Here is an 18,284-nt window from a genome sequence, read left to right as displayed (position 1 = left end):
TGTATTCGGATTGGTATCGGGTTGGGGCGCGCCGAATGATGCGCGCCTGATTATTCTTCCAGATCGAAGCGGGCCGTACGGTCGTCACGGACATGCTCGTCAAATGCCACCGGCTCGCCGTTCAGCGTGAGATCCACGCCGGCGGCATTGCCCAGGACCGCACGTCCGGGGAGTTCCAGCTGCAGTTGCTCGCGCGTGCCCGGCGACAGCACGCCGGTCAGGACCACCGCCCCGTCCGCGTCACGGATCTCCACCCAGGAGGTCTCGCGGATCTCGAGGATCAGTTCGGCCCGCCCGTCCGCGGACGGCGCCGATTCGGCCTCCCCGGTCGTTCCCTCGGTGATTTCCTCGGGGACTTCGACGACTTCGGTTTCCTCGCCGGCCGCACCGGCCTCGTCCACCGGGGCCGGCGCGACCGGTTCGTCGATCCCCGCATCCTCGGGCACGGTATCCATGCCCGTGTCCGCTGCGGTGTCCTCCGACGCCTCCTCCGCAGCCGGATCACGTTCCGGCCGGGCCAGGGGTTCTGGCGGACCGATGGCCGGCGTTTCGGCCTCAACGGTCCCTGTTTCCGTGTCGGGGGCAGTGTCGCCCTCGGTGGCGGCCCCGGGCTCATCTTGTGGCCGACCTTCAGCGGGCTCTTGCCCTGCCGGCTCGTCCGGTGTGGTCTCCGTTTCCAGAGTCGGCAGGCCATCGCCCGTACCGAACTCCGGCAGCGCATCCAGGGAGACGTCTTCCGCCCAGAAAACCGTGGCGACGGCCAGCAGCACAACAACCAGCAGTGCACCCACCCAGTACGGCCACACCGCGCGGCGCCGGTTAGCCCGATGCTTGCGCGTGGCGACCGGTCGCGGAGCCGGCTCGGCCGGTGCCCGACGATCGTAGGCCTGCACCCAGGGCTCGGCATCGACCCCGAGTTCCCGGGCGCAGGACCGAAGATACCCGCGCACGTACGCCGGGGTGATGTGTTCGAAGCGATTGGCCTCGAGGTCTTCCAGCAGCGCGCGCCCCAGGTGGGTGCGGCGCGAAAGCTCGGCGATTTCCAGGCCGGCGCCCTCGCGAGCCACGCGCAGGCCGCGACCGGGCTGCGCGTCAGCGTCGTCCATGTCGTCAACGCTCACGCCGACGCCGTCCGAAACACCCTCCGGCTGATCACGCGTTGAAAGACCCGCCGTCAGCGGCGGTTCCTCGCCGGCGCCTGCGCCCGGCTTTCCACCCAGCGCAGGCCGGCCGGAGGCCGTATCATCCACGTCCTCCACCCGGCCAAGCTCCGGATCCCGGTCGCGACGATCAGCCACCGTCACGCTCCAGGCGCCGCAGCCGTTGGGCTTCGTCACTGTCGGGGTAATCCTCGCGCAGGCGGTCGGCACAGGCGCTCGCGTTGCGATCCCGTCCCAGCGCCGTCTCCGACTGATAGCAAAGCAGCAGCGTCTCGGCGTTCTCGATGCCGCGACCGCTCAGCCGCTGCAGGAAGGCGCGCGTCTGCATCGGCTGGCCCGCCTGATAACTGACCGACGCCAGCTCGAGGAGCGCGCGCGGATTCTCCGGGCTGCGTTCCAGTGCATCCCGAAGGCGCTGCTCGGCACGCTCGTATTCACCCGCATCGGCGTAACAGGACCCCGAATTCAGGAGCGCAACATCGCGCCGGTCGTAATCCACGTTGTTGATCGCCTTGTCGAACAGCTCCTGGGCCCGCTCGAACTCGCCCTGGCGGCAGAGCATTGCGCCGGTGCTCACCTGGATGTGGGGATCGTCCGGGTCCTGCGCCAGCGCCACCTCGTAGTGCTCGACCGCCTCGTCGACCGCCCCCCGGCGTTCATACACCGTCGCCATCCCCAGATTGGCCATCGGATGCCGATGGTCGAACTCCAGCGCCCGCTTCAGGCTGCGTTCGGCCTGTTCCATTTCGCCTTCACGCAGGTAGCCGATGCCGAGCTCCGCATTGATATCCGCCGCTTCTTCGCCATCGCGACCCGTTTGCCGGTCCATCCCGGCACAACCCTGCAGCAATGCCACCACAACCAGCATTGCGGCCGCCTTCCCCTGCCAGCCACCGCGCATCATCACGATGCCCTCCGTTCGGTTCCCGGGATCTCCGCATGCAGACGGATCATGCGCATCCCGCGATTGGTACGGTCCTCCACCTGACCGACGAGCTGACCGCAGGCGGCGTCGATGTCATCGCCGCGCGTGCGCCGCACGGTGGTCACATAGCCGGCCTTCTGCAGCAGACGTTCAAAACGTTCGATGTCCGCCTCGGAGGGCCGGTCGAACGGCGCGCCCGGGAACGGATTGAACGGGATAAGATTGAGCTTGCACGGCAGCTCGCGCAGCAGCGCCGCGAGCTCGCGCGCATGCTCCGGCCGGTCATTGACCCCGGCCAGCAGCACGTATTCCACGGTAACCCCGCTGTGCGACCCCGTTGCTTCCACATACCGTCGGCAGGCGTCGATCAGCGGGGCAATCGGGTATTTCCGGTTGATCGGCACCAGCCGGTCCCGCAGCTCGTCATTGGGGGCATGCAGGCTCAGAGCCAGGGCGACATCGGTGTGCCCGGCCAGGCGGTCCAGCGCCGGCACCAGGCCCGAGGTGGACACCGTCACCCGCCGGCGGCTGAGGCCATAGGCATTGTCGTCGGTCATCAGCTGCAACGCCGGGACCACCGCATCGAAATTGGCCAGCGGTTCGCCCATGCCCATCATGACCACGTTGGTCACGGCGCGCGGACGCCCTTCGGGCGCCGGGAGGCGCTGCATGGCCAGCCACACCTGACCGATGATCTCGGCGCTGGTCAGATTGCGGTTGAACCCCTGCTGCGCGGTGGAGCAGAAGGTGCAGTCGAGGGCGCAGCCCACCTGAGAGGACACGCACAGCGTGCCGCGACCGCTGTCGGGGATGTAGACGGTCTCGATGGCGTTGCCATCGGGGAGACGCAGCACCCATTTGACGGTGCCGTCGTCGGAGGTCTTTTCCAGCGCGACCTCGGGCGGCCGAATCTCCGCCTCACGCGCCAGTCGCTCGCGCAGCTTGCGCGAGACGTTGGTCATTGCGTCGAAGTCCGTGACCCCGTGCTGATGCATCCACTTCGCGACCTGGGTGGCGCGAAAGCTCGGCTCCCCCCATTCCCCGAACAGCTCCGAGAGCTGATCGCGGCTGTAACCCAGCAGGTTGACGGGGACGTGGTTGGGCAAGGACATTCTTACGACCGATTGGAGCGGATGCCACAGTGTACTTCGCCCGGGCACCGCATGCCTACAGGGCGACCCCCATCGGCAGGAGGCCAACCCTCCGGCCGATTGTGCGTCCGGGGCACCTCCTGTGCCAGGTCGGGCCACGCCGGGTCGGCCAGCGGGCTGGCCTCCTGCGGGTCGAACCCTGCCCCGGCAGGAGGCCGACCCTCCGGCCGATTGTGCGTCCGGGGCACCTCCTGTGCCAGGTCGGGCCACGCCGGGTCGGCCAGCAGGCTGGCCTCCTGCGGGTCGAACCCTGCCCCGGCAGGAGGCCGGCCCTCCGGCCGATTTCACGCTCCTGCGGTTTGACCGCAATCGCCTCAGCGGGTGCGCGGGCAGACACCGTCATCGCCGAAGAAGAACGCGATCTCGCGTTCGGCGGTGTCCGCGGCGTCGGAACCATGCACCGCGTTCTCGTCGATGGAGACCGCGTAGTCGGCACGGATGGTACCGGGGGCCGCTTCAGCGGGGTTGGTCGCCCCCATGATGTCGCGGTTCTTGGCGATGGCGTCCTCGCCTTCCAGAACCTGCACCATGACCGGACCCGAGATCATGAACTCGACCAGATCGTTGAAGAACGGGCGTTCCTTGTGAACTTCATAGAAACGCTCGGCCTGGGCGCGATCGAGGTGCATCATGCGCGCGCCCACGATCTTCAGGCCGGCCTTCTCGAAGCGGCTGTAGATCTCGCCGATCACGTTCTTGGAGACGGCGTCGGGCTTGATGATGGAAAGGGTACGTTCTTCGGCCATGGGGCGGCTCTCCTGTAGGGGCAATGATTCGAGTCGGGTCGCCACCCGCTCCCGCAAACGCGAAACCCGCCATATGGCGGGTTCCCGATGCGAACGCGGTCACGGGGCAACATGCGGCGCGCAGTGTAGCGGCCCGGCCGGCGCGCGGCAACGGCCGCCCCCGCAGGAGGCCAGCCTCTGGCCGATCCGGCACCTGCCGATCCCGCACGTCCGTTCGCGGCCGAGGCCGCTCCCACATGCCTGACGAATCCTGCAGGAGGCCAGCCTCTGGCCGATCCGGCGCGGTAGATGGGCCGGACGGGGAATCGGCCGGAGGGCCGGCCTCCCACCGGGGACAGGGTTCAACCTGTGGGAGGCCAGCCCCCTGGCCGATCCGGCGATTCGGCGCCGCCGCTCAGTCGTCGACGTCCGCCTCGTCCATCCAGGCGAGCTGGATCGCCTCCAGGATGCGCTCGCCGGACCGTTCCGGATCGTCATCGAACTCCGGCAGTTCCACCACCCAGTTCCTCAGGTCAACGAAGTTGACGTTGCGCGGATCCACGTCCGGATGCTCATCCGCAAGCTGCATCGCGATTTCGCTGGTATCAGTCCATTTCATGACCGCACTCTCCCGCTGATCAGTGGTGCTCGGACACCTGGTTGATGGTGTACTTGGGCAGCTCCACCACCAGATCCGCATCGCTCACGACCGCCTGACAGGACAGGCGCGAATCGGGCTCGAGCCCCCAGGCCTTGTCGAGCATGTCCTCTTCATCCTCGCTGGGCTCCTCGAGGCTGTCCATCCCTTCGCGCACATACACGTGGCAGGTCGTGCAGGCGCAGGACTTCTCGCAGGCGTGTTCGATCTCGATCCCGTTCTTCAGGGCGAGATCGCAGATGCTGATGCCCGGCTCGGCCTCGATGGAGGCGCCCTCCGGACAGATTTCCTGGTGCGGCAGAAAGATCACCTGTGGCATGGGTCAGTTCCCTGAGTCGTCGTATTCGGAGACGTTGTGCCCCGCCAGTGCGCGGCGAATGCTGTCGTTCATGCGGCGCGCGACGAAGGCCTCGGATGCCTGCTCGACGCGCTTGCGCGCGGCTTCGATGGCGTCCGGATCCTCGCCCCGGCCGCGTTCTTCGGCCAGGGCGTCGCGGGCACTCTCGATGTTCGCGCGTTCCTCGGCGTCCAGATAACGGTCGCCGTCGGTTTCCAGGGCGGCGTTCAGCGCCTCCAGCACGCGATCGGCCTCCACCTGCTCCTCGCGCAGGCGGCGGGCCTCCATGTCGTCACGTGCCGCCGAGGCGGAATCACGCAACATCTGTTCGATCTCGGCATCGGTCAGGCCGTAGCTGGGCTTGACCTCCACGTGGGCCTCCACGCCCTGCGTCTGCTCCCGCGCGGTCACGCTCAGCAGGCCGTCGGCGTCCACCTGAAAACTCACGCGGATGCGCGCGGCCCCGGCGACCATCGGCGGGATCCCGGACAGGGTGAAGCGTGCCAGCGAACGGTTGGCGTCCACCACGTCGCGCTCGCCCTGCACCACGTGCACCGACATGGCGGTCTGGCCGTCCTTGAAGGTGGTGAATTCCTGCGCCCGACTGACCGGGATGGTGGTGTTGCGCGGGACAATGAACTCGACCAGCCCACCCATGGTTTCCAGTCCCAGCGACAGCGGGATCACGTCCAGCAGCACCAGCTCGGTGTCCGGCTTGTTGCCGGCGAGTATGTCAGCCTGTTGCGCCGCGCCGATCGCGACCACGCGATCCGGGTCGATACCGGCGCGCGGTTCGCGGCCATAGAACTCCTGCACGGCCTCGCGCACGGCGGGCATGCGGGTCGACCCCCCCACCAGAATCACCTCGTCGATGGCGTCGCGCTCCAGATCGGCGTCCGCCAGAACCTGACGGCAGGACTCAAGGGTGCGGTCCAGCAGCGGGCGCGCCAGTTCCAGCAGGCCGGCGCGATCCAGCTGCCCCTGCCATTCACTGCCATCGGCGCGCGTCACCCGCACCTTGGTGGTGTCGGCCTCGGTCAGGGCCTCCTTGGCGCGGCGCGCCTCGAGGGTCACGCGGCGCAGGCGCTGCGGATCATTTTCCCCCTGCATCCCGGCCTGCTGCAGCAGCCACTCGGCCACGCTGCGGTCCACGTCGTCGCCCCCCAGCGCGGAGTCGCCGCCGGTGGCCAGCACCTCGAACACGCCGCGACGCAGCTGCAGGATGGAGATGTCGAAGGTTCCGCCGCCGAGGTCGTACACCGCGATGGTGCTTTCCTCACCCTGGTCCAGCCCGTAGGCGACCGCCGCGGCGGTCGGCTCGGAGATCAGGCGCAGGACATTCAGGCCCGCAAGCTGGGCGGCGTCACGAGTCGCCTGGCGCTGGGCGTCGTCAAAATACGCCGGCACGGTGATCACCACGCCTTCCAGCTCATCGCCCAGGCTCTCCTCGGCGCGCGCCCGCAGGCTGCCGAGGATATCCGCGGAGACCTCGACGGCGCTCTTGTCCCCGGCGGCGGTCTCGATGCGCGGCACGCTCGAACCGTCTCCGGTCTTCAGCCGGAACGGCAGCTCGCCCGAGAGCGTCGCCACGTCGGATGCCGCGCGGCCGATCAGGCGCTTGACCGATGCGATGGTGTTGTGCGGATCATCGCCGGCATGCTCCGCCGCCTCGTATCCGACCTGCGCACCGTCCGCCGAATAGTGCACCACCGAGGGCAGGATATGGCGACCCTGTTCGTCCGGCAGGGTATCGGCCTCGCCGCTGCGGACCGTCGCCACCAGCGAGTGAGTGGTGCCCAGGTCGATACCCGCGGCCAGGTGACGCTGGTGCGGGGCGGAATCAACGCCGGGTTCGGTGATCTGCAATAACGCCATCGCGTTCGGCTCCTGATGAAGCTCTCGGTCGGGGGGAATCTTCCGCCGGCGTCGGTTACGACGCCAGCGACTGTCGGGTTCGCTGGAGCTCCTCCAGCAAACGGTCGAAGAATCGCAGCTCGAGCACCCGATCACGGGCATCGTCCGCCGGTTTCTCCGGGTCGGCCAGGGCCGTGGCCACTTTCTCGCGTGCCTCGGCCCGCGCCCCATTCAGCTCGTCGGCCAGGGTATCCAGTGCGGCGGCATCGCCGGCACGTTCCGCATCTTCCAGGCGTTCCCGCCATTCGATCTGGGCCTCGATGAACCCCATGTCCCGGCTGGTGTCGCGTTCGGGATCGAATTCGAACCCGGCCCGCTCGAGGATGTGCAGGGCGCGCCGATAGTCGTTCGCCAGGATATCGTGGGCCTCGTTCACGTCCGCCGCCATCGCCGCGGCCATGCGCCGCGCCTGATCGCCCTGACGCACGAAGCGGTCGGGATGAAGCTCCGCCTGCAGGCGCCGGAAACGTTCCTCCAGGGCATCGCGATCCACCTCGAAGGCGACCGGAAGATCGAACTGTTCAAACGGATCGTTCATCGGCCGACTGTCATCCCTTGTCCGTAGCGAAAACCGGGCCCGCAGGCCCGGCAAAGAAAAGGGGTGAGCGGGACGCCCGTATCCGGACGATCCCGCCGCACCCCGCGCTGGCCCGGTACCTTCAGACGTTGAAGCTTTCACCGCAGCCGCAGCGGGCCTTCTCGTTCGGGTTGTTGAAACGAAAACCCTCGTTCAGGCCTTCCTTGCCGAAGTCGAGCTCGGTGCCGTCGAGGTACACCAGGGACTTGGGACTCACCACCAGCTTCACCCCGTCGACCTCGAACACCGTGTCCGTTTCCTCGACCTCGTCGGCGAACTCCACCACGTAGGCCATGCCGGAGCAGCCCGTGGTCCTCACCCCGAGCCGCACGCCGACACCCTTGCCCCGCTGTTCGAGGAAGTGCCGGATGCGGTCGGCCGCGCTGTCGGTCAGTGTGATTGCCATATCGTCTTCAGGCCGTCTTCTGTTCCGGTTCCTCGGCGCCGTGCTTCTCCTGATAGTCGGAGATCGCTGCCTTGATCGCATCTTCGGCCAGCACCGAGCAGTGGATCTTCACCGGCGGCAGCGCCAGTTCTTCCGCGATCTGCGTGTTCTTGATCTGGCTCGCTTCTTCCAGGCTCTTGCCGCGCACCCATTCGGTGAGCAGCGAGCTGGACGCGATCGCCGAACCGCAGCCGTAGGTCTTGAACTTGGCGTCCTCGATCACGCCATCGTCGTTGACCTTGATCTGCAGCTTCATCACGTCACCGCAGGCCGGCGCACCGACCATGCCGGTGCCTACCGATTCATCGCCCTTCTCGAAGCTGCCGACATTGCGCGGATTTTCATAATGATCCATCACCTTGTCACTGTAAGCCATGATGACTCTCCTGTTCGCGTACCCGTGGGTGGATGTTCCGGAACGGCCTCAGTGGGCCGCCCATTCGATGCTCTTGAGATCGATCCCGTCCTGGTACATCTCCCAGAGCGGCGACAGTTCGCGCAGCTTGCCAACTGCCTTGTGCACGATGTCGATGGTGTGGTCGATCTCTTCGACCGTGGTGTAGCGGCCAATGGAGAAGCGGATCGAGCTGTGCGCCAGCTCGTCGTCGCGACCCAGGGCGCGCAGTACGTAAGAGGGCTCCAGGCTGGCCGAAGTGCAGGCCGAACCGGAGGAAACCGCGATGTCGCGCAGCGACATGATCAGGCTCTCGCCCTCCACGAAGTTGAACGACACGTTCAGGTTATGGGCCACCCGGCGTTCCTTGTCGCCGTTGAGGTAGACCTCTTCCATGTCATCCAGGCCTTCCCACAGGCGGTCGCGCAGCATGCGGATACGTTCCAGCTCGCTGCCCATCTCTTCGCCGGCGATGCGGAAGGCCTCGCCCATGCCGACGATCTGGTGCGGCGCCAGCGTGCCGGAGCGCATGCCGCGCTCGTGGCCGCCGCCATGGATCTGCGCTTCGATACGCACGCGGGGCTTGCGCCGGACATACAGAGCGCCCACGCCCTTGGGCCCGTAAGTCTTGTGCGCGGAGAAGCTCATCAGGTCCACCGGCAGCTTCGTCAGGTCGACGGCCACCTTGCCGGTCGACTGCGCCGCGTCCACGTGGAACACGATGCCGCGTTCGCGACAGAGATTGCCGATCGCCTCGATGTCCTGAATGACGCCGATCTCGTTGTTTACGTGCATGACCGACACCACGATGGTGTCGTCACGCATGGCGTCTTGCAGTTCCTGCAGGTCGACCAGACCGTTCTCGTCGACCCCCAGATACGTCACCTCGAAGCCTTCGCGCTCCAGCTGGCGCGCCGGGTCCAGCACCGCCTTGTGTTCGGTCTTGACCGTGATGACGTGCTTGCCCTTGCGCTGATAGAAATGAGCGGCACCCTTGAGGGCCAGGTTGTCAGCCTCGGTGGCCCCGCTGGTCCAGATGATCTCCTTGGGATCCGCACCCACCAGAGCGGCGACCTGTTCCCGCGCGTTCTCGACCGCCTTCTCGGCATCCCAGCCGAAGCTGTGACTCCGGGAGGCCGGGTTACCGAAAAAACCGTCCCGCGTCAGGAACTTCTTCATTTCTTCGGCGACGCGCTCGTCCACCGGGGTGGTCGAGGAATAGTCGAGATAGATCGGCAGTTTCAGGTCACTCATCACGCATTGCTCCTGTCCGCGGCCGCTACCGTGGCGCCCGCATGATCGTTTTCTTTTCCGTTCGAGCCGTGCACCGTCACCGGATGCTCTCCCTGTTCGCGCGCCTGCACGCTTGCCTCGTGGCGCTCCAGCACTTCCGCCAGCGAACGATTGCTGAGGAAATCATAAAGCTGATCGCTCAGGTCCGCCCACAGATCGTGAGTCAGGCAGCGCGATTCCTTGTTGCAGTTGGCCTTGCCGCCACAGCGGGTCACATCGACCGGTTCATCCACCGCCACGATGATCTCGGCCACACTGATCTCGGCCGCGTCGCGACTCAGCGCGTAACCGCCGCCAGGGCCGCGGCTGGAGACCACCAGCCCCTTCTTGCGCAGCCGCGAGAACAACTGCTCCAGATAGGACAGCGAAAGCTTCTGCCGCCCCGCCACCTCGGCCAGCGAGACCGGGCCCTCGCGGGTATGAGTCGCCACGTCGAGCATGGCGGTTACGGCGTAACGTCCTTTGGTCGTCAGTTTCATGACTCGATGCGCCTTCTTGTTCAGGTTGCTCGAGAGCTTAGCAATTCCTGAGCAAAACGGTCAACTATTACCCTGCTGTTTGCGTGGCGGGATTTCACAATCGTCCGGTTCCAGCCCCTCGAGGTCACAGGGCTCCAGCGGATGGCCGGTATCCTCGCCCATCGCCTCGCCCGGGTCGATCCCCGCGCGCTTTAGCGCCTGACAGGCCTTCTCCATACGGTCATCCAGCTCGTGGACGCGATCCACGATGCGGTGCAGGGCGTTCGCCACCGGGTCGGGCATGTCCCGGGTGACACCGTAGGCGTCGAAACCCATGCGACTGGCGGCCTGCTGAAAGCGTGGGTCCGGCTCCGGGCGCGGCCCCAGCACCCGCGCCGGAATCCCCACCGCCGTCGCGTCCGCGGGCACATCCTTGAGCACCACGGCATTGGAGCCCACCCGCGCATGGTCCCCTATATGGATCGGCCCCAGCAGCTTGGCCCCGGCCCCGATCACGACCTCGTTCCCCAAAGTCGGATGGCGCTTGCCGCCCTCCCAGCTGGTCCCCCCGAGGGTCACCTGGTGGTAGATCGTGCAGTCATCGCCGATCTCGGCCGTCTCGCCGATCACCACGCCCATGCCGTGGTCGATGAAGAACCGGCGTCCGATGGTGGCTCCGGGATGAATCTCGATCCCCGTCAGAAGCCGCGCAATATTGCCCAGGATGCGCCCCAGCCAGCGCATGCGATGATTCCACAGCCAGTGCGACGCGCGATGAAACCACAGCGCATGCAGACCCGGATACGCCGTCAGCACCTCGAAGGCATTGCGGGCAGCGGGATCGCGCGCAAATACGCAGCGGATATCCTCGCGCAGGGTCTTGAACATGATTCCGGTCTCAATCCTGAGTTATTCGGTAGGGTATCACAGCCGGGAATCCGCGCTCACCGGCCCCGCAGGGTGTGCGTCAATATGCCGCGCAGCAGCCGCACCTCCGAGGCCGTCGGTTCCGCGCGCAGGTACAGATGGCGCAACCGGCGCATGGTGTGGCGCGGATTCTCCGGATCGAGCACGTCGATGGCCTCCAGGGTCTTCTCGTAATGTTCGAACAGACCTTCCAGCTCCGCGTGGGTGGCCGCAGGATCCCGCTCCGCCGCCGAGGCCTGGCGCACCACGGCATCCGGTTCCCCGACATCGGCCAGCGCCGCCCGGCGCACCGCCCAGGTCATGATCTGGACGCTGCCGGCGAGATTGAGGGAGGAAAAATCGGGGTCGGTCGGGATGCGGACGAATGCGTGGCAATGGTCGAGCTCTTCGTTGGTCAGGCCGCTGTGCTCGCGGCCGAAGACCAGTGCCACCGGCCCCTCGGCCGCCCCGCCGAGCACCCGCGACGCGGCACCGTCGGGCTCCAGCACCGGCACCGAATGGGTGCGCGTGCGGGCGCTGGTCCCCACCACCTGATGACAGTCGGCGACCGCCTCGGTCAGCGTGTCGACCACCGTGGCCCCGGCCAGCACGTCGTCGGCACCGGACGCCAGCGCGGTTGCGTCGGCATGCGGGAAGCGCTCCGGCGCCACCAGCGCCAGGTCGCGCATGCCCATCGCCTTCATGGCGCGGGCCGCGGAGCCAATATTGCCGGGATGGGTCGTGCCCACCAGCACGATCCGCACCCGGGCGGCCGCGCCCGCACCGATCTGTCGATGCTCGTCAGTCTTTGATTCCATGGCACCCCCGCCCCTTCCCATGCGGGCGCGATTGTACACCGCCCCGCGCCGGCTGGCCCGCACACTTCCAAAGCCTCGATGCGTTGTGTATCGTTCGCGACCTTCGGGGGCGTCCGTGCGCCGGCCCCGATTCCTTCCCAAGCGATGTCGGAGATCCCTCATGCACCCCATGCTGAACACGGCGGTATCGGCGGCCCGCGCGGCCGGACGCATCACCACCCGCGCCTGGGGCCGGCCGGACCGGATGAACACGCGCGAGAAGGCCCGCAACGACTGGGTCAGCGATGTCGACGTGAATGCCGAAGAGGCCATCGTCCAGACCCTGAAAAAGGCCTATCCGGATCACGCGATCCTCGCGGAGGAGGGAGGCAACCAGCCCGGGGCCACCGGCGCCGAGCACGAATGGATCATCGATCCGCTGGACGGCACCACCAACTACCTGCGCGAGATCCCGCAGTACGCGGTGTCCATCGCCCTGCGGCAGAAGGGGCGCCTGGAACACGCGGTGGTGTACGACCCCCTCAAGGAAGAACTCTTTACCGCAACACGCGGTGGCGGCGCCTTCCTCAACAACCGGCGTATCCGCGTGGGGCAGCGCAAGGATCTGACAGGTGCGCTGCTGGGCACGGGCATCCCGTTTCGCGAGGGGCAGGACCTGGAACGTTATCTGCGCACCCTGCGCCACATGATCCCGGGCACGGCCGGCATTCGGCGGCCGGGTTCCGCGGCGCTGGATCTGGCGTGGGTCGCCTGCGGCCGTTTTGACGGCTTCTGGGAGATGGGCCTGCAGCCCTGGGACATGGCAGCGGGACTGCTGCTGGTGCAGGAAGCCGGTGGCCTGACCAGTGACTGGCAGGGTGGCAACGAGATCTTTCGCAAGGGCGATGTCGTGGCCGGGAACCCCAAGGTCCTGAAAACGATGCTGCAGCGTCTGCACGCTGCGGAGGTGGAGGGACGCAAGACCGGAAGCCCGCACGGCGAAGGCTGAATCGCCCGGGGCGGTCATCGGCCCCGCTCTGCTCCCGCAGCCACGCCCTCATATCCCTGTGGGGGCGGGCTTCCTTGTCCGTCCCTGCCCTCCCCCCGAATCAGGGCGTTCTCAGGGCGTCGCATCCTCCTCGTCCGCCCCTTCCTTCTTCACCGGCAGCAGCACCTGGCGGTCGACCCCCAGCATCAGCGCCGCCGTGGCCGCGATGAAGATCGAGGAGTACGTCCCGACGATGACACCGATGATCAGCGCCACCGAGAAGTTCTGCAGAGCCGCCCCGCCAAGGAAGAACAGCGCGAACAGCACCAGCAGGGTCGTCATACTGGTCACGATGGTGCGTGCCAGGGTCTTGTTGACCGCGTTGTTCATCACGAACTCGGTCCCCTGCTTGCGCAATATTCGGAAATTCTCGCGTATTCGGTCGTAGACCACGATGGTGTCATTGAGCGAATACCCGATCACCGCCAGGATCGCCGCCAGCACGCCCAGATCAAACTCCAGCTGGAGCATGGAGAAGATCCCCAGAGTGATCACCACGTCGTGGACCAGCGCGAGTACCGATCCCGCCGCGAAACGCCACTCAAAGCGCACCGCTACATAGATCAGGATCCCCACCAGGGCATACAGCATCGCCAGGCCGCCCTGCTCCCGCAGTTCCTCGCCCACCGACGGGCCGACAAAGTCCACCCGTCGAAGGTCGGCCCCCTCGGGGCCGCCGGCCTCCAGCAGCTCCATCACCTGATTCGAAAGCGCGGCCTCGTCCACTTCCTCGTCTTCGCTCGGCGGCAGACGGATCAGCACGTCGCGGGCGGTCCCGAAGGTCTGCACCTGGGCCCCTTCGAACCCGCCCTCGTTAATGACCTCGCGGATCGGATCGAGCTCCACGGCCTCGGGGTAACCGACCTCGACCAGGGTGCCCCCGGTAAAGTCGATCCCGAAGTTGATGCCGCGCGTGGCGAGCATCACCAGCGACAGGATGATCAGCACCGCCGAGATCACCAGTGTGATCCGGCGCTTGCCCAGGAAGTCGATGTTGGACTCGGCGAAATTGAGATGCGGCAGCATTCCGCGGCTCCCGGACTTAAATGGAAATACGGGCCAGCCGCGGCTGGCGTCCGTACGTCAGATTGACAATGGCGCGCGTCACCACGATCGCGGTGAACATCGAGGCGACGATCCCGATCGACAGCGTGATGGCGAAGCCCTTGATCGGGCCGGTCCCGAAGATGAACAGCACCACGGCGGCGATCAGGGTCGTCACGTTGGCATCCGCGATGGTGGTCACGGCGCGGTCGTAGCCCGACGCGATCGCCGCCTGGGGCGACATGCCGTTGCGCAGCTCCTCGCGGATGCGTTCGAAGATCAACACGTTGGCGTCCACCGCCATGCCGACCGTAAGCACGATCCCGGCGATCCCCGGCAACGTCAGCGTGGCCTGCAGCATCGACAGCACCGACACGATGAACACCAGATTGAGCGCCAGCGCGACGTTGGCGATCACGCCGAACACCCGGTAGTACAGGATCATGAACAGCATCACCAGCACGAAACCGATGATGACCGACTGGATCCCGCGGTCGATGTTCTCCTGGCCAAGGCTCGGGCCGACCGTGCGTTCCTCCACGATCGACATGGGTGCGGCCAGCGCCCCGGCCCGCAGCAGCAGCGCCAGATTGCGCGCTTCGGTGGTGGAATCCAGCCCGGTGATCTGGAAACGCCCGCCCAGCGGCTCGTTGATGCGCGCGACGTTGATCACTTCCTCGCTCTGCGAGCTGCGCATCACCACTTCGCCGTCTTCTTCCTCGGTCTCGATCGTGGTCTCGATGAACACCGTGGCCATCAACCGGCCGACGTTGTCCGAGGTCACGCGCGAGAAGATGCGGGCGCCCTGGCCATCGAGATTGATGAAGACCGCAGGCCCGCCCGTATCGTCGGCGATGCCGGACGAGGCGTCCGTAATGAACTCCCCGGTGAGCATGACCTGCCGCTGCAGCAGCACCGGGGTGCCGTCACGCTCTTCGTACAGCCGGGTCCCGGAAGGCACCTCGCCGGTTTCGCGGGCCTCCATGGGATCCCCGCTTTCAGACACCAGGCGGAATTCCAGCGTCGCGGTCGCACCCAGCACTTCCTTGGCGCGCGCGGTGTCCTGCACGCCCGGCAGCTGCACCACGATGCGATGCTCGCCCTGCTGGGCGATCAGCGGCTCGGCCACGCCCAGCTCATCCACGCGGGTGCGCAGCGTGGAGATGTTCTGTTGCAGCGCCTGGCGGCGCAGTTCGGTCAGGTGCTCCTCCTCGAGAGTGCCGACCAGCAACCAGTCGTCGTCCTCCCGGCGCGGGGCCCACTCGAGCTCGCCGCGGTATTCACTGCTCAGCCAGCTCTCGGCCTCGTCGCGTTCGCCCTCACTGGCAAAGCGAATGCGCAACTCGTCACCGCCATCCTCGAGCGCGGAGAAACTCAGGCGTTCCTCGCGCAGACGGGGACGCAGCTCGTTGGTGTAGCGTTCGATGGCCGTACCGATCACCGCATTGAGGTCGACTTCCATCAGGAAGTGCACCCCGCCCCGCAGATCGAGCCCGAGCGACATCGGCTGGCCATTGATGGCACGCAGCCAGTCGGGCGTGGCCGGCGCCATGTTGAGCGCAACCGTATGGTTGTCGTCCAGCGAGTTCCGCAGGATTTCCGCGGCCCGGGCCTGCTGGTCCGCGGTTTCGAACCGCAGCAGCAGCTGGCCGTCGCGGCGCTCGGCCCGCATCGGGGTCAGGCCCTGGGCACCGAGCACGGTACCGATCACGCCCTCCATGTTCTCCTCGACTTCCCCCGCCATGGGGTTGTCGATCTGCACGGACGGATCTTCGGGGAACAGGTTGGGGGCGGCATAAAGCAGCCCGATCGTCACGACCACGACGATCAGGGCATACACCCACACCGGATAGGAGTTGCGCATCGGCTACGGGCCTTCAGAGGTCTTTCAGGGAACCCTTGGGCATGACGGACTGCACGGACTGCTTCTGCACGACGACGTTCACGCCATCGGCCACATCGACGTGAATGAAGTTTTCGCCGACTTCCGTGATCTTTCCGGCCATGCCGCCATTGGTCACGATCTCGTCACCCTTCGACAGGGACTCGACCATGGAGCGATGTTCCTTGGCCCGCTTGCTCTGCGGACGAATGATCAGGAAGTACATGATCGCAAAGAAGATCACGATCATGATCAGGAATTCGATCAGGCCACCACCGGCGGCCTGGCCTTCCTGCGCGTGGGCGGCGGAAATCAGGAAATCCATGCAGCTTCTCCGTTCAGCAAATCGGTTCGGTCAAACAGGCGGCGCGAATTATGGCACAGCAGGCACGTCCATGCCGCGCCGGTGATAGAAATCCGCCACGAAGGCATCCAGAGCCCCTTCGGCAATCGCCTCGCGCATCCCGCGCATCAGGTCCTGGTAGTAATGCAGGTTGTGCGTGGTCGCCAGGCGCGAGCCGAGAATCTCGTTGCACTTGTCGAGGTGCTTGAGATAGGCCCGCGAGTAGTTGCGGCACGCGTAACACCCGCACTCGGGGTCGATCGGGCGGGTATCGTCGCGGAACCGGGCATTACGGATCCGCAGAACCCCCTCGCGGGTATACAGAAAACCGTTGCGGGCGTTACGGGTCGGCATCACGCAGTCGAACATGTCCACGCCGCGGCGCACCGCCTCCACGATGTCCTCGGGCCGCCCCACGCCCATCAGATAGCGCGGCTGTTCCACCGGCAGCTGCGGCAGGGTCACATCCAGGGTGGTCAGGCGTTCGTCTTCCGGCTCGCCCACCGACAGCCCGCCGATGGCGTACCCGTCGAAACCGATCGAGCGCAGGCCGGCCGCCGACTCCCGCCGCAGCTCGGGGATCATGCCCCCCTGCACGATCCCGAACAGCGCCGCCGGGTTGTCCCCGTGGGCCTGACGCGAGCGGTCCGCCCAGCGCAGCGAGAGCTCCATGGAGCGGCGCGCTTCGTCATGCGTGGCCGGGTACGGGGTGCACTCGTCGAAGATCATCACGATGTCCGAGCCCAGCTCGCGCTGGACCTGCATCGAGGACTCGGGCGTCATCAGCACCTTCGAGCCGTCCACCGGCGACTGGAAGCGCACGCCTTCCTCGCTGATCTTGCGCATCTCGGCCAGCGAGAAGACCTGGAACCCGCCGGAATCGGTCAGGATCGGCCCCTCCCAGTGCATGAAGTCATGCAGATCGCCGTGCGCCCGGATGATCTCCGTCCCGGGGCGCAGCATCAGATGGAAGGTATTGCCCAGGATGATCTGCGCCCCCAGCCCCGTGAGTTCCTCGGGGGTCATCGCCTTGACCGTGCCGTAGGTTCCCACCGGCATGAACGCCGGAGTCTCCACCTCCCCCCGCGGGAAGGTCAGCCGGCCGCGGCGGGCCGCACCGTCGCTGCCCAGATGTTCAAACTGCATCGGAAGCCTCCGCGCTCGGCGGCTGATCGTCCGGATCGCCGGGTGCCAGCCACATCGCATCCCCGTAACTGAAGAACCGGTAGCGCTGCGACACAGCATGTGCGTAGGCCGCGAACAGCCGCCGATACCCGGCAAACGCCGATACCAGCATCAGCAGCGTGCTCTGCGGCAGATGAAAATTGGTGATCATGCGGTCCACCACGCGGAACGGATATCCCGGCTGGATGAACAGCCGCGTATCGCCCGTGAACGGCTCCAGCTCGCCACCCGCCGCGGCCGACTCCAGCGCACGCACGCAGGTCGTGCCCACGGCCACCACCCGGCCGCCGCGCTCGCGGCAGCGTGCCACCGCCGCGCACAGCTCCGGCGAGACCTCCAGCCACTCCGCGTGCATCTCGTGGTCCGTCGTGTCCTCCACCTTGACCGGCTGAAAAGTACCCGCGCCCACGTGCAGCGTCACCGTTGCCGTCTCCACGCCACTGTCGCGCAGTCCGCGCAGCAGGGTGTCGTCGAAATGCAGCCCCGCCGTCGGCGCCGCCACCGCCCCTTCTCGCCGCGCGAACACCGTCTGATAGCGCGTGGTGTCCTCCTGCTCCGGCGCACGTTCGATGTACGGCGGCAGCGGCACCTGACCATGGGCATGCAGCAGGGCCGGCAGATCCTGCTCGCCCGCCTTTCCTTCGCCACACAGCGACAGGCGGAAGAACGGCCCCTCGCGCCGGGTCACCTCCACCTCGAAGGCCCCGTCCGCCAGCCACAACCGCACTCCGATGCCCGGAGCCCGGCTCGCACGCACCATCGCCAGCGCCTCGCGCCCGCCTTCCAGCACCCGCTCGAACAGGACCTCCACCCGGCCGCCGCTCGCCTTCTGCCCGAACACCCGCGCCGGGATCACCCGCGTGTCATTGAGGACCAGCAGATCGCCCGGACGCAGCCAGCGCCCGATGTCCGCGAACACGGCATCCTCCGGCTCCTCGCCCTCCAGGACCAGCAGCCGGGACCCGGTGCGCTCCGGCAACGGATCCTGCGCGATCAGCTCGGACGGGAGCGCGTAATCAAAATCGGCAACTCGCATGGCGCG

Annotated in this window: 19 protein-coding genes and 1 pseudogene; 1 reads left to right on the top strand and 19 read right to left on the bottom strand. The window is 66.7% G+C overall.

The window, feature by feature from the left end:
* Window positions 1–50: 50 nt before the first annotated feature.
* From D893_RS11445 to D893_RS11380, 14 genes and pseudogenes are all read right to left on the bottom strand, one after another.
* Window positions 51–1,298, bottom strand: coding sequence for a helix-turn-helix domain-containing protein (locus D893_RS11445; protein ID WP_110619861.1), 1,248 nt, complete (start codon window positions 1,296–1,298; stop codon window positions 51–53).
* Window positions 1,291–2,064 carry a type IV pilus biogenesis/stability protein PilW gene (gene pilW, locus D893_RS11440; protein WP_018945663.1) on the bottom strand — a complete coding sequence of 258 codons (774 nt, stop codon included), beginning with the start codon at window positions 2,062–2,064 and terminating at the stop codon, window positions 1,291–1,293. Before pilW ends, D893_RS11445 begins: the two co-directional genes overlap by 8 nt.
* Window positions 2,064–3,197, bottom strand: a complete 1,134-nt coding sequence (locus D893_RS11435) for a bifunctional tRNA (adenosine(37)-C2)-methyltransferase TrmG/ribosomal RNA large subunit methyltransferase RlmN (RefSeq protein WP_018945662.1) — start codon at window positions 3,195–3,197, stop codon at window positions 2,064–2,066. Before D893_RS11435 ends, pilW begins: the two co-directional genes overlap by 1 nt.
* A gap of 353 nt (window positions 3,198–3,550) precedes the next feature.
* Window positions 3,551–3,982: a nucleoside-diphosphate kinase gene (gene ndk, locus D893_RS11430; RefSeq protein WP_018945661.1), complete on the bottom strand. Its 432-nt coding sequence runs from the start codon at window positions 3,980–3,982 to the stop codon at window positions 3,551–3,553.
* Window positions 3,983–4,376: 394 nt separating this feature from the next.
* Window positions 4,377–4,580, bottom strand: a complete 204-nt coding sequence (iscX, locus tag D893_RS11425) for a Fe-S cluster assembly protein IscX (RefSeq protein ID WP_018945660.1) — start codon at window positions 4,578–4,580, stop codon at window positions 4,377–4,379.
* Between the two features lie 19 nt (window positions 4,581–4,599).
* Window positions 4,600–4,938, bottom strand: a complete 339-nt coding sequence (gene fdx, locus D893_RS11420) for an ISC system 2Fe-2S type ferredoxin (RefSeq protein WP_024329468.1) — start codon at window positions 4,936–4,938, stop codon at window positions 4,600–4,602.
* A 3-nt stretch (window positions 4,939–4,941) separates the two neighbouring features.
* Window positions 4,942–6,831 (bottom strand): Fe-S protein assembly chaperone HscA, encoded by a 1,890-nt coding sequence (gene hscA / locus D893_RS11415; RefSeq protein WP_018945658.1) that lies wholly within the window; start codon window positions 6,829–6,831, stop codon window positions 4,942–4,944.
* Between the two features lie 55 nt (window positions 6,832–6,886).
* Window positions 6,887–7,408, bottom strand: coding sequence for a Fe-S protein assembly co-chaperone HscB (hscB, locus tag D893_RS11410; RefSeq protein WP_018870402.1), 522 nt, complete (start codon window positions 7,406–7,408; stop codon window positions 6,887–6,889).
* A 121-nt stretch (window positions 7,409–7,529) separates the two neighbouring features.
* A complete protein-coding gene (gene iscA / locus D893_RS11405) occupies window positions 7,530–7,853 on the bottom strand; it encodes an iron-sulfur cluster assembly protein IscA (protein ID WP_018870403.1) in 324 nt (107 codons plus the stop codon).
* Between the two features lie 7 nt (window positions 7,854–7,860).
* Window positions 7,861–8,268: a Fe-S cluster assembly scaffold IscU gene (iscU, locus tag D893_RS11400; RefSeq protein ID WP_018945656.1), complete on the bottom strand. Its 408-nt coding sequence runs from the start codon at window positions 8,266–8,268 to the stop codon at window positions 7,861–7,863.
* Between the two features lie 48 nt (window positions 8,269–8,316).
* On the bottom strand, window positions 8,317–9,540 hold the full coding sequence (locus D893_RS11395) for an IscS subfamily cysteine desulfurase (RefSeq protein WP_110619860.1): 1,224 nt from the start codon (window positions 9,538–9,540) through the stop codon (window positions 8,317–8,319).
* Between the two features lie 119 nt (window positions 9,541–9,659).
* A pseudogene (locus D893_RS11390) lies at window positions 9,660–10,058 on the bottom strand (Rrf2 family transcriptional regulator); the annotation flags it as partial.
* A gap of 60 nt (window positions 10,059–10,118) precedes the next feature.
* Window positions 10,119–10,925 carry a serine O-acetyltransferase gene (gene cysE, locus D893_RS11385; protein ID WP_018945653.1) on the bottom strand — a complete coding sequence of 269 codons (807 nt, stop codon included), beginning with the start codon at window positions 10,923–10,925 and terminating at the stop codon, window positions 10,119–10,121.
* Window positions 10,926–10,981: 56 nt separating this feature from the next.
* Entirely contained in the window at window positions 10,982–11,761 is a 780-nt protein-coding gene (locus D893_RS11380; protein WP_110619859.1) for an RNA methyltransferase, read from the bottom strand.
* A 160-nt stretch (window positions 11,762–11,921) separates the two neighbouring features.
* On the opposite strand from D893_RS11380, the gene D893_RS11375 reads away from it, so the two are divergent.
* Complete coding sequence (locus D893_RS11375; protein WP_110619858.1) at window positions 11,922–12,749, top strand: inositol monophosphatase family protein; 828 nt, start codon at window positions 11,922–11,924, stop codon at window positions 12,747–12,749.
* A 111-nt stretch (window positions 12,750–12,860) separates the two neighbouring features.
* Here D893_RS11375 and secF read toward each other — a convergent pair whose 3' ends face one another.
* Genes secF through queA form a run of 5 tightly spaced genes read right to left on the bottom strand, consistent with a single transcriptional unit; the run spans window position 12,861 to window position 18,278 of the window.
* Entirely contained in the window at window positions 12,861–13,814 is a 954-nt protein-coding gene (secF, locus tag D893_RS11370) for a protein translocase subunit SecF (RefSeq protein WP_110619857.1), read from the bottom strand.
* Between the two features lie 16 nt (window positions 13,815–13,830).
* A complete protein-coding gene (gene secD / locus D893_RS11365) occupies window positions 13,831–15,696 on the bottom strand; it encodes a protein translocase subunit SecD (protein WP_110619856.1) in 1,866 nt (621 codons plus the stop codon).
* Window positions 15,697–15,709: 13 nt separating this feature from the next.
* On the bottom strand, window positions 15,710–16,039 hold the full coding sequence (gene yajC, locus D893_RS11360; protein ID WP_018870412.1) for a preprotein translocase subunit YajC: 330 nt from the start codon (window positions 16,037–16,039) through the stop codon (window positions 15,710–15,712).
* Window positions 16,040–16,087: 48 nt separating this feature from the next.
* On the bottom strand, window positions 16,088–17,203 hold the full coding sequence (tgt, locus tag D893_RS11355; RefSeq protein ID WP_018945648.1) for a tRNA guanosine(34) transglycosylase Tgt: 1,116 nt from the start codon (window positions 17,201–17,203) through the stop codon (window positions 16,088–16,090).
* Window positions 17,193–18,278 (bottom strand): tRNA preQ1(34) S-adenosylmethionine ribosyltransferase-isomerase QueA, encoded by a 1,086-nt coding sequence (gene queA, locus D893_RS11350; protein ID WP_110619855.1) that lies wholly within the window; start codon window positions 18,276–18,278, stop codon window positions 17,193–17,195. Before queA ends, tgt begins: the two co-directional genes overlap by 11 nt.
* Between the last annotated feature and the right edge of the window lie 6 nt (window positions 18,279–18,284).

Origin of the sequence: Thioalkalivibrio sp. ALE21 (assembly GCF_003208255.1) — a bacterium.
GTDB classification, from domain to species: Bacteria; Pseudomonadota; Gammaproteobacteria; order Ectothiorhodospirales; family Ectothiorhodospiraceae; genus Thioalkalivibrio; species Thioalkalivibrio halophilus.
The sequence above is the reverse complement of the archived record's forward strand: the minus strand, read 5'-3'. Positions and strand labels throughout refer to the sequence as shown.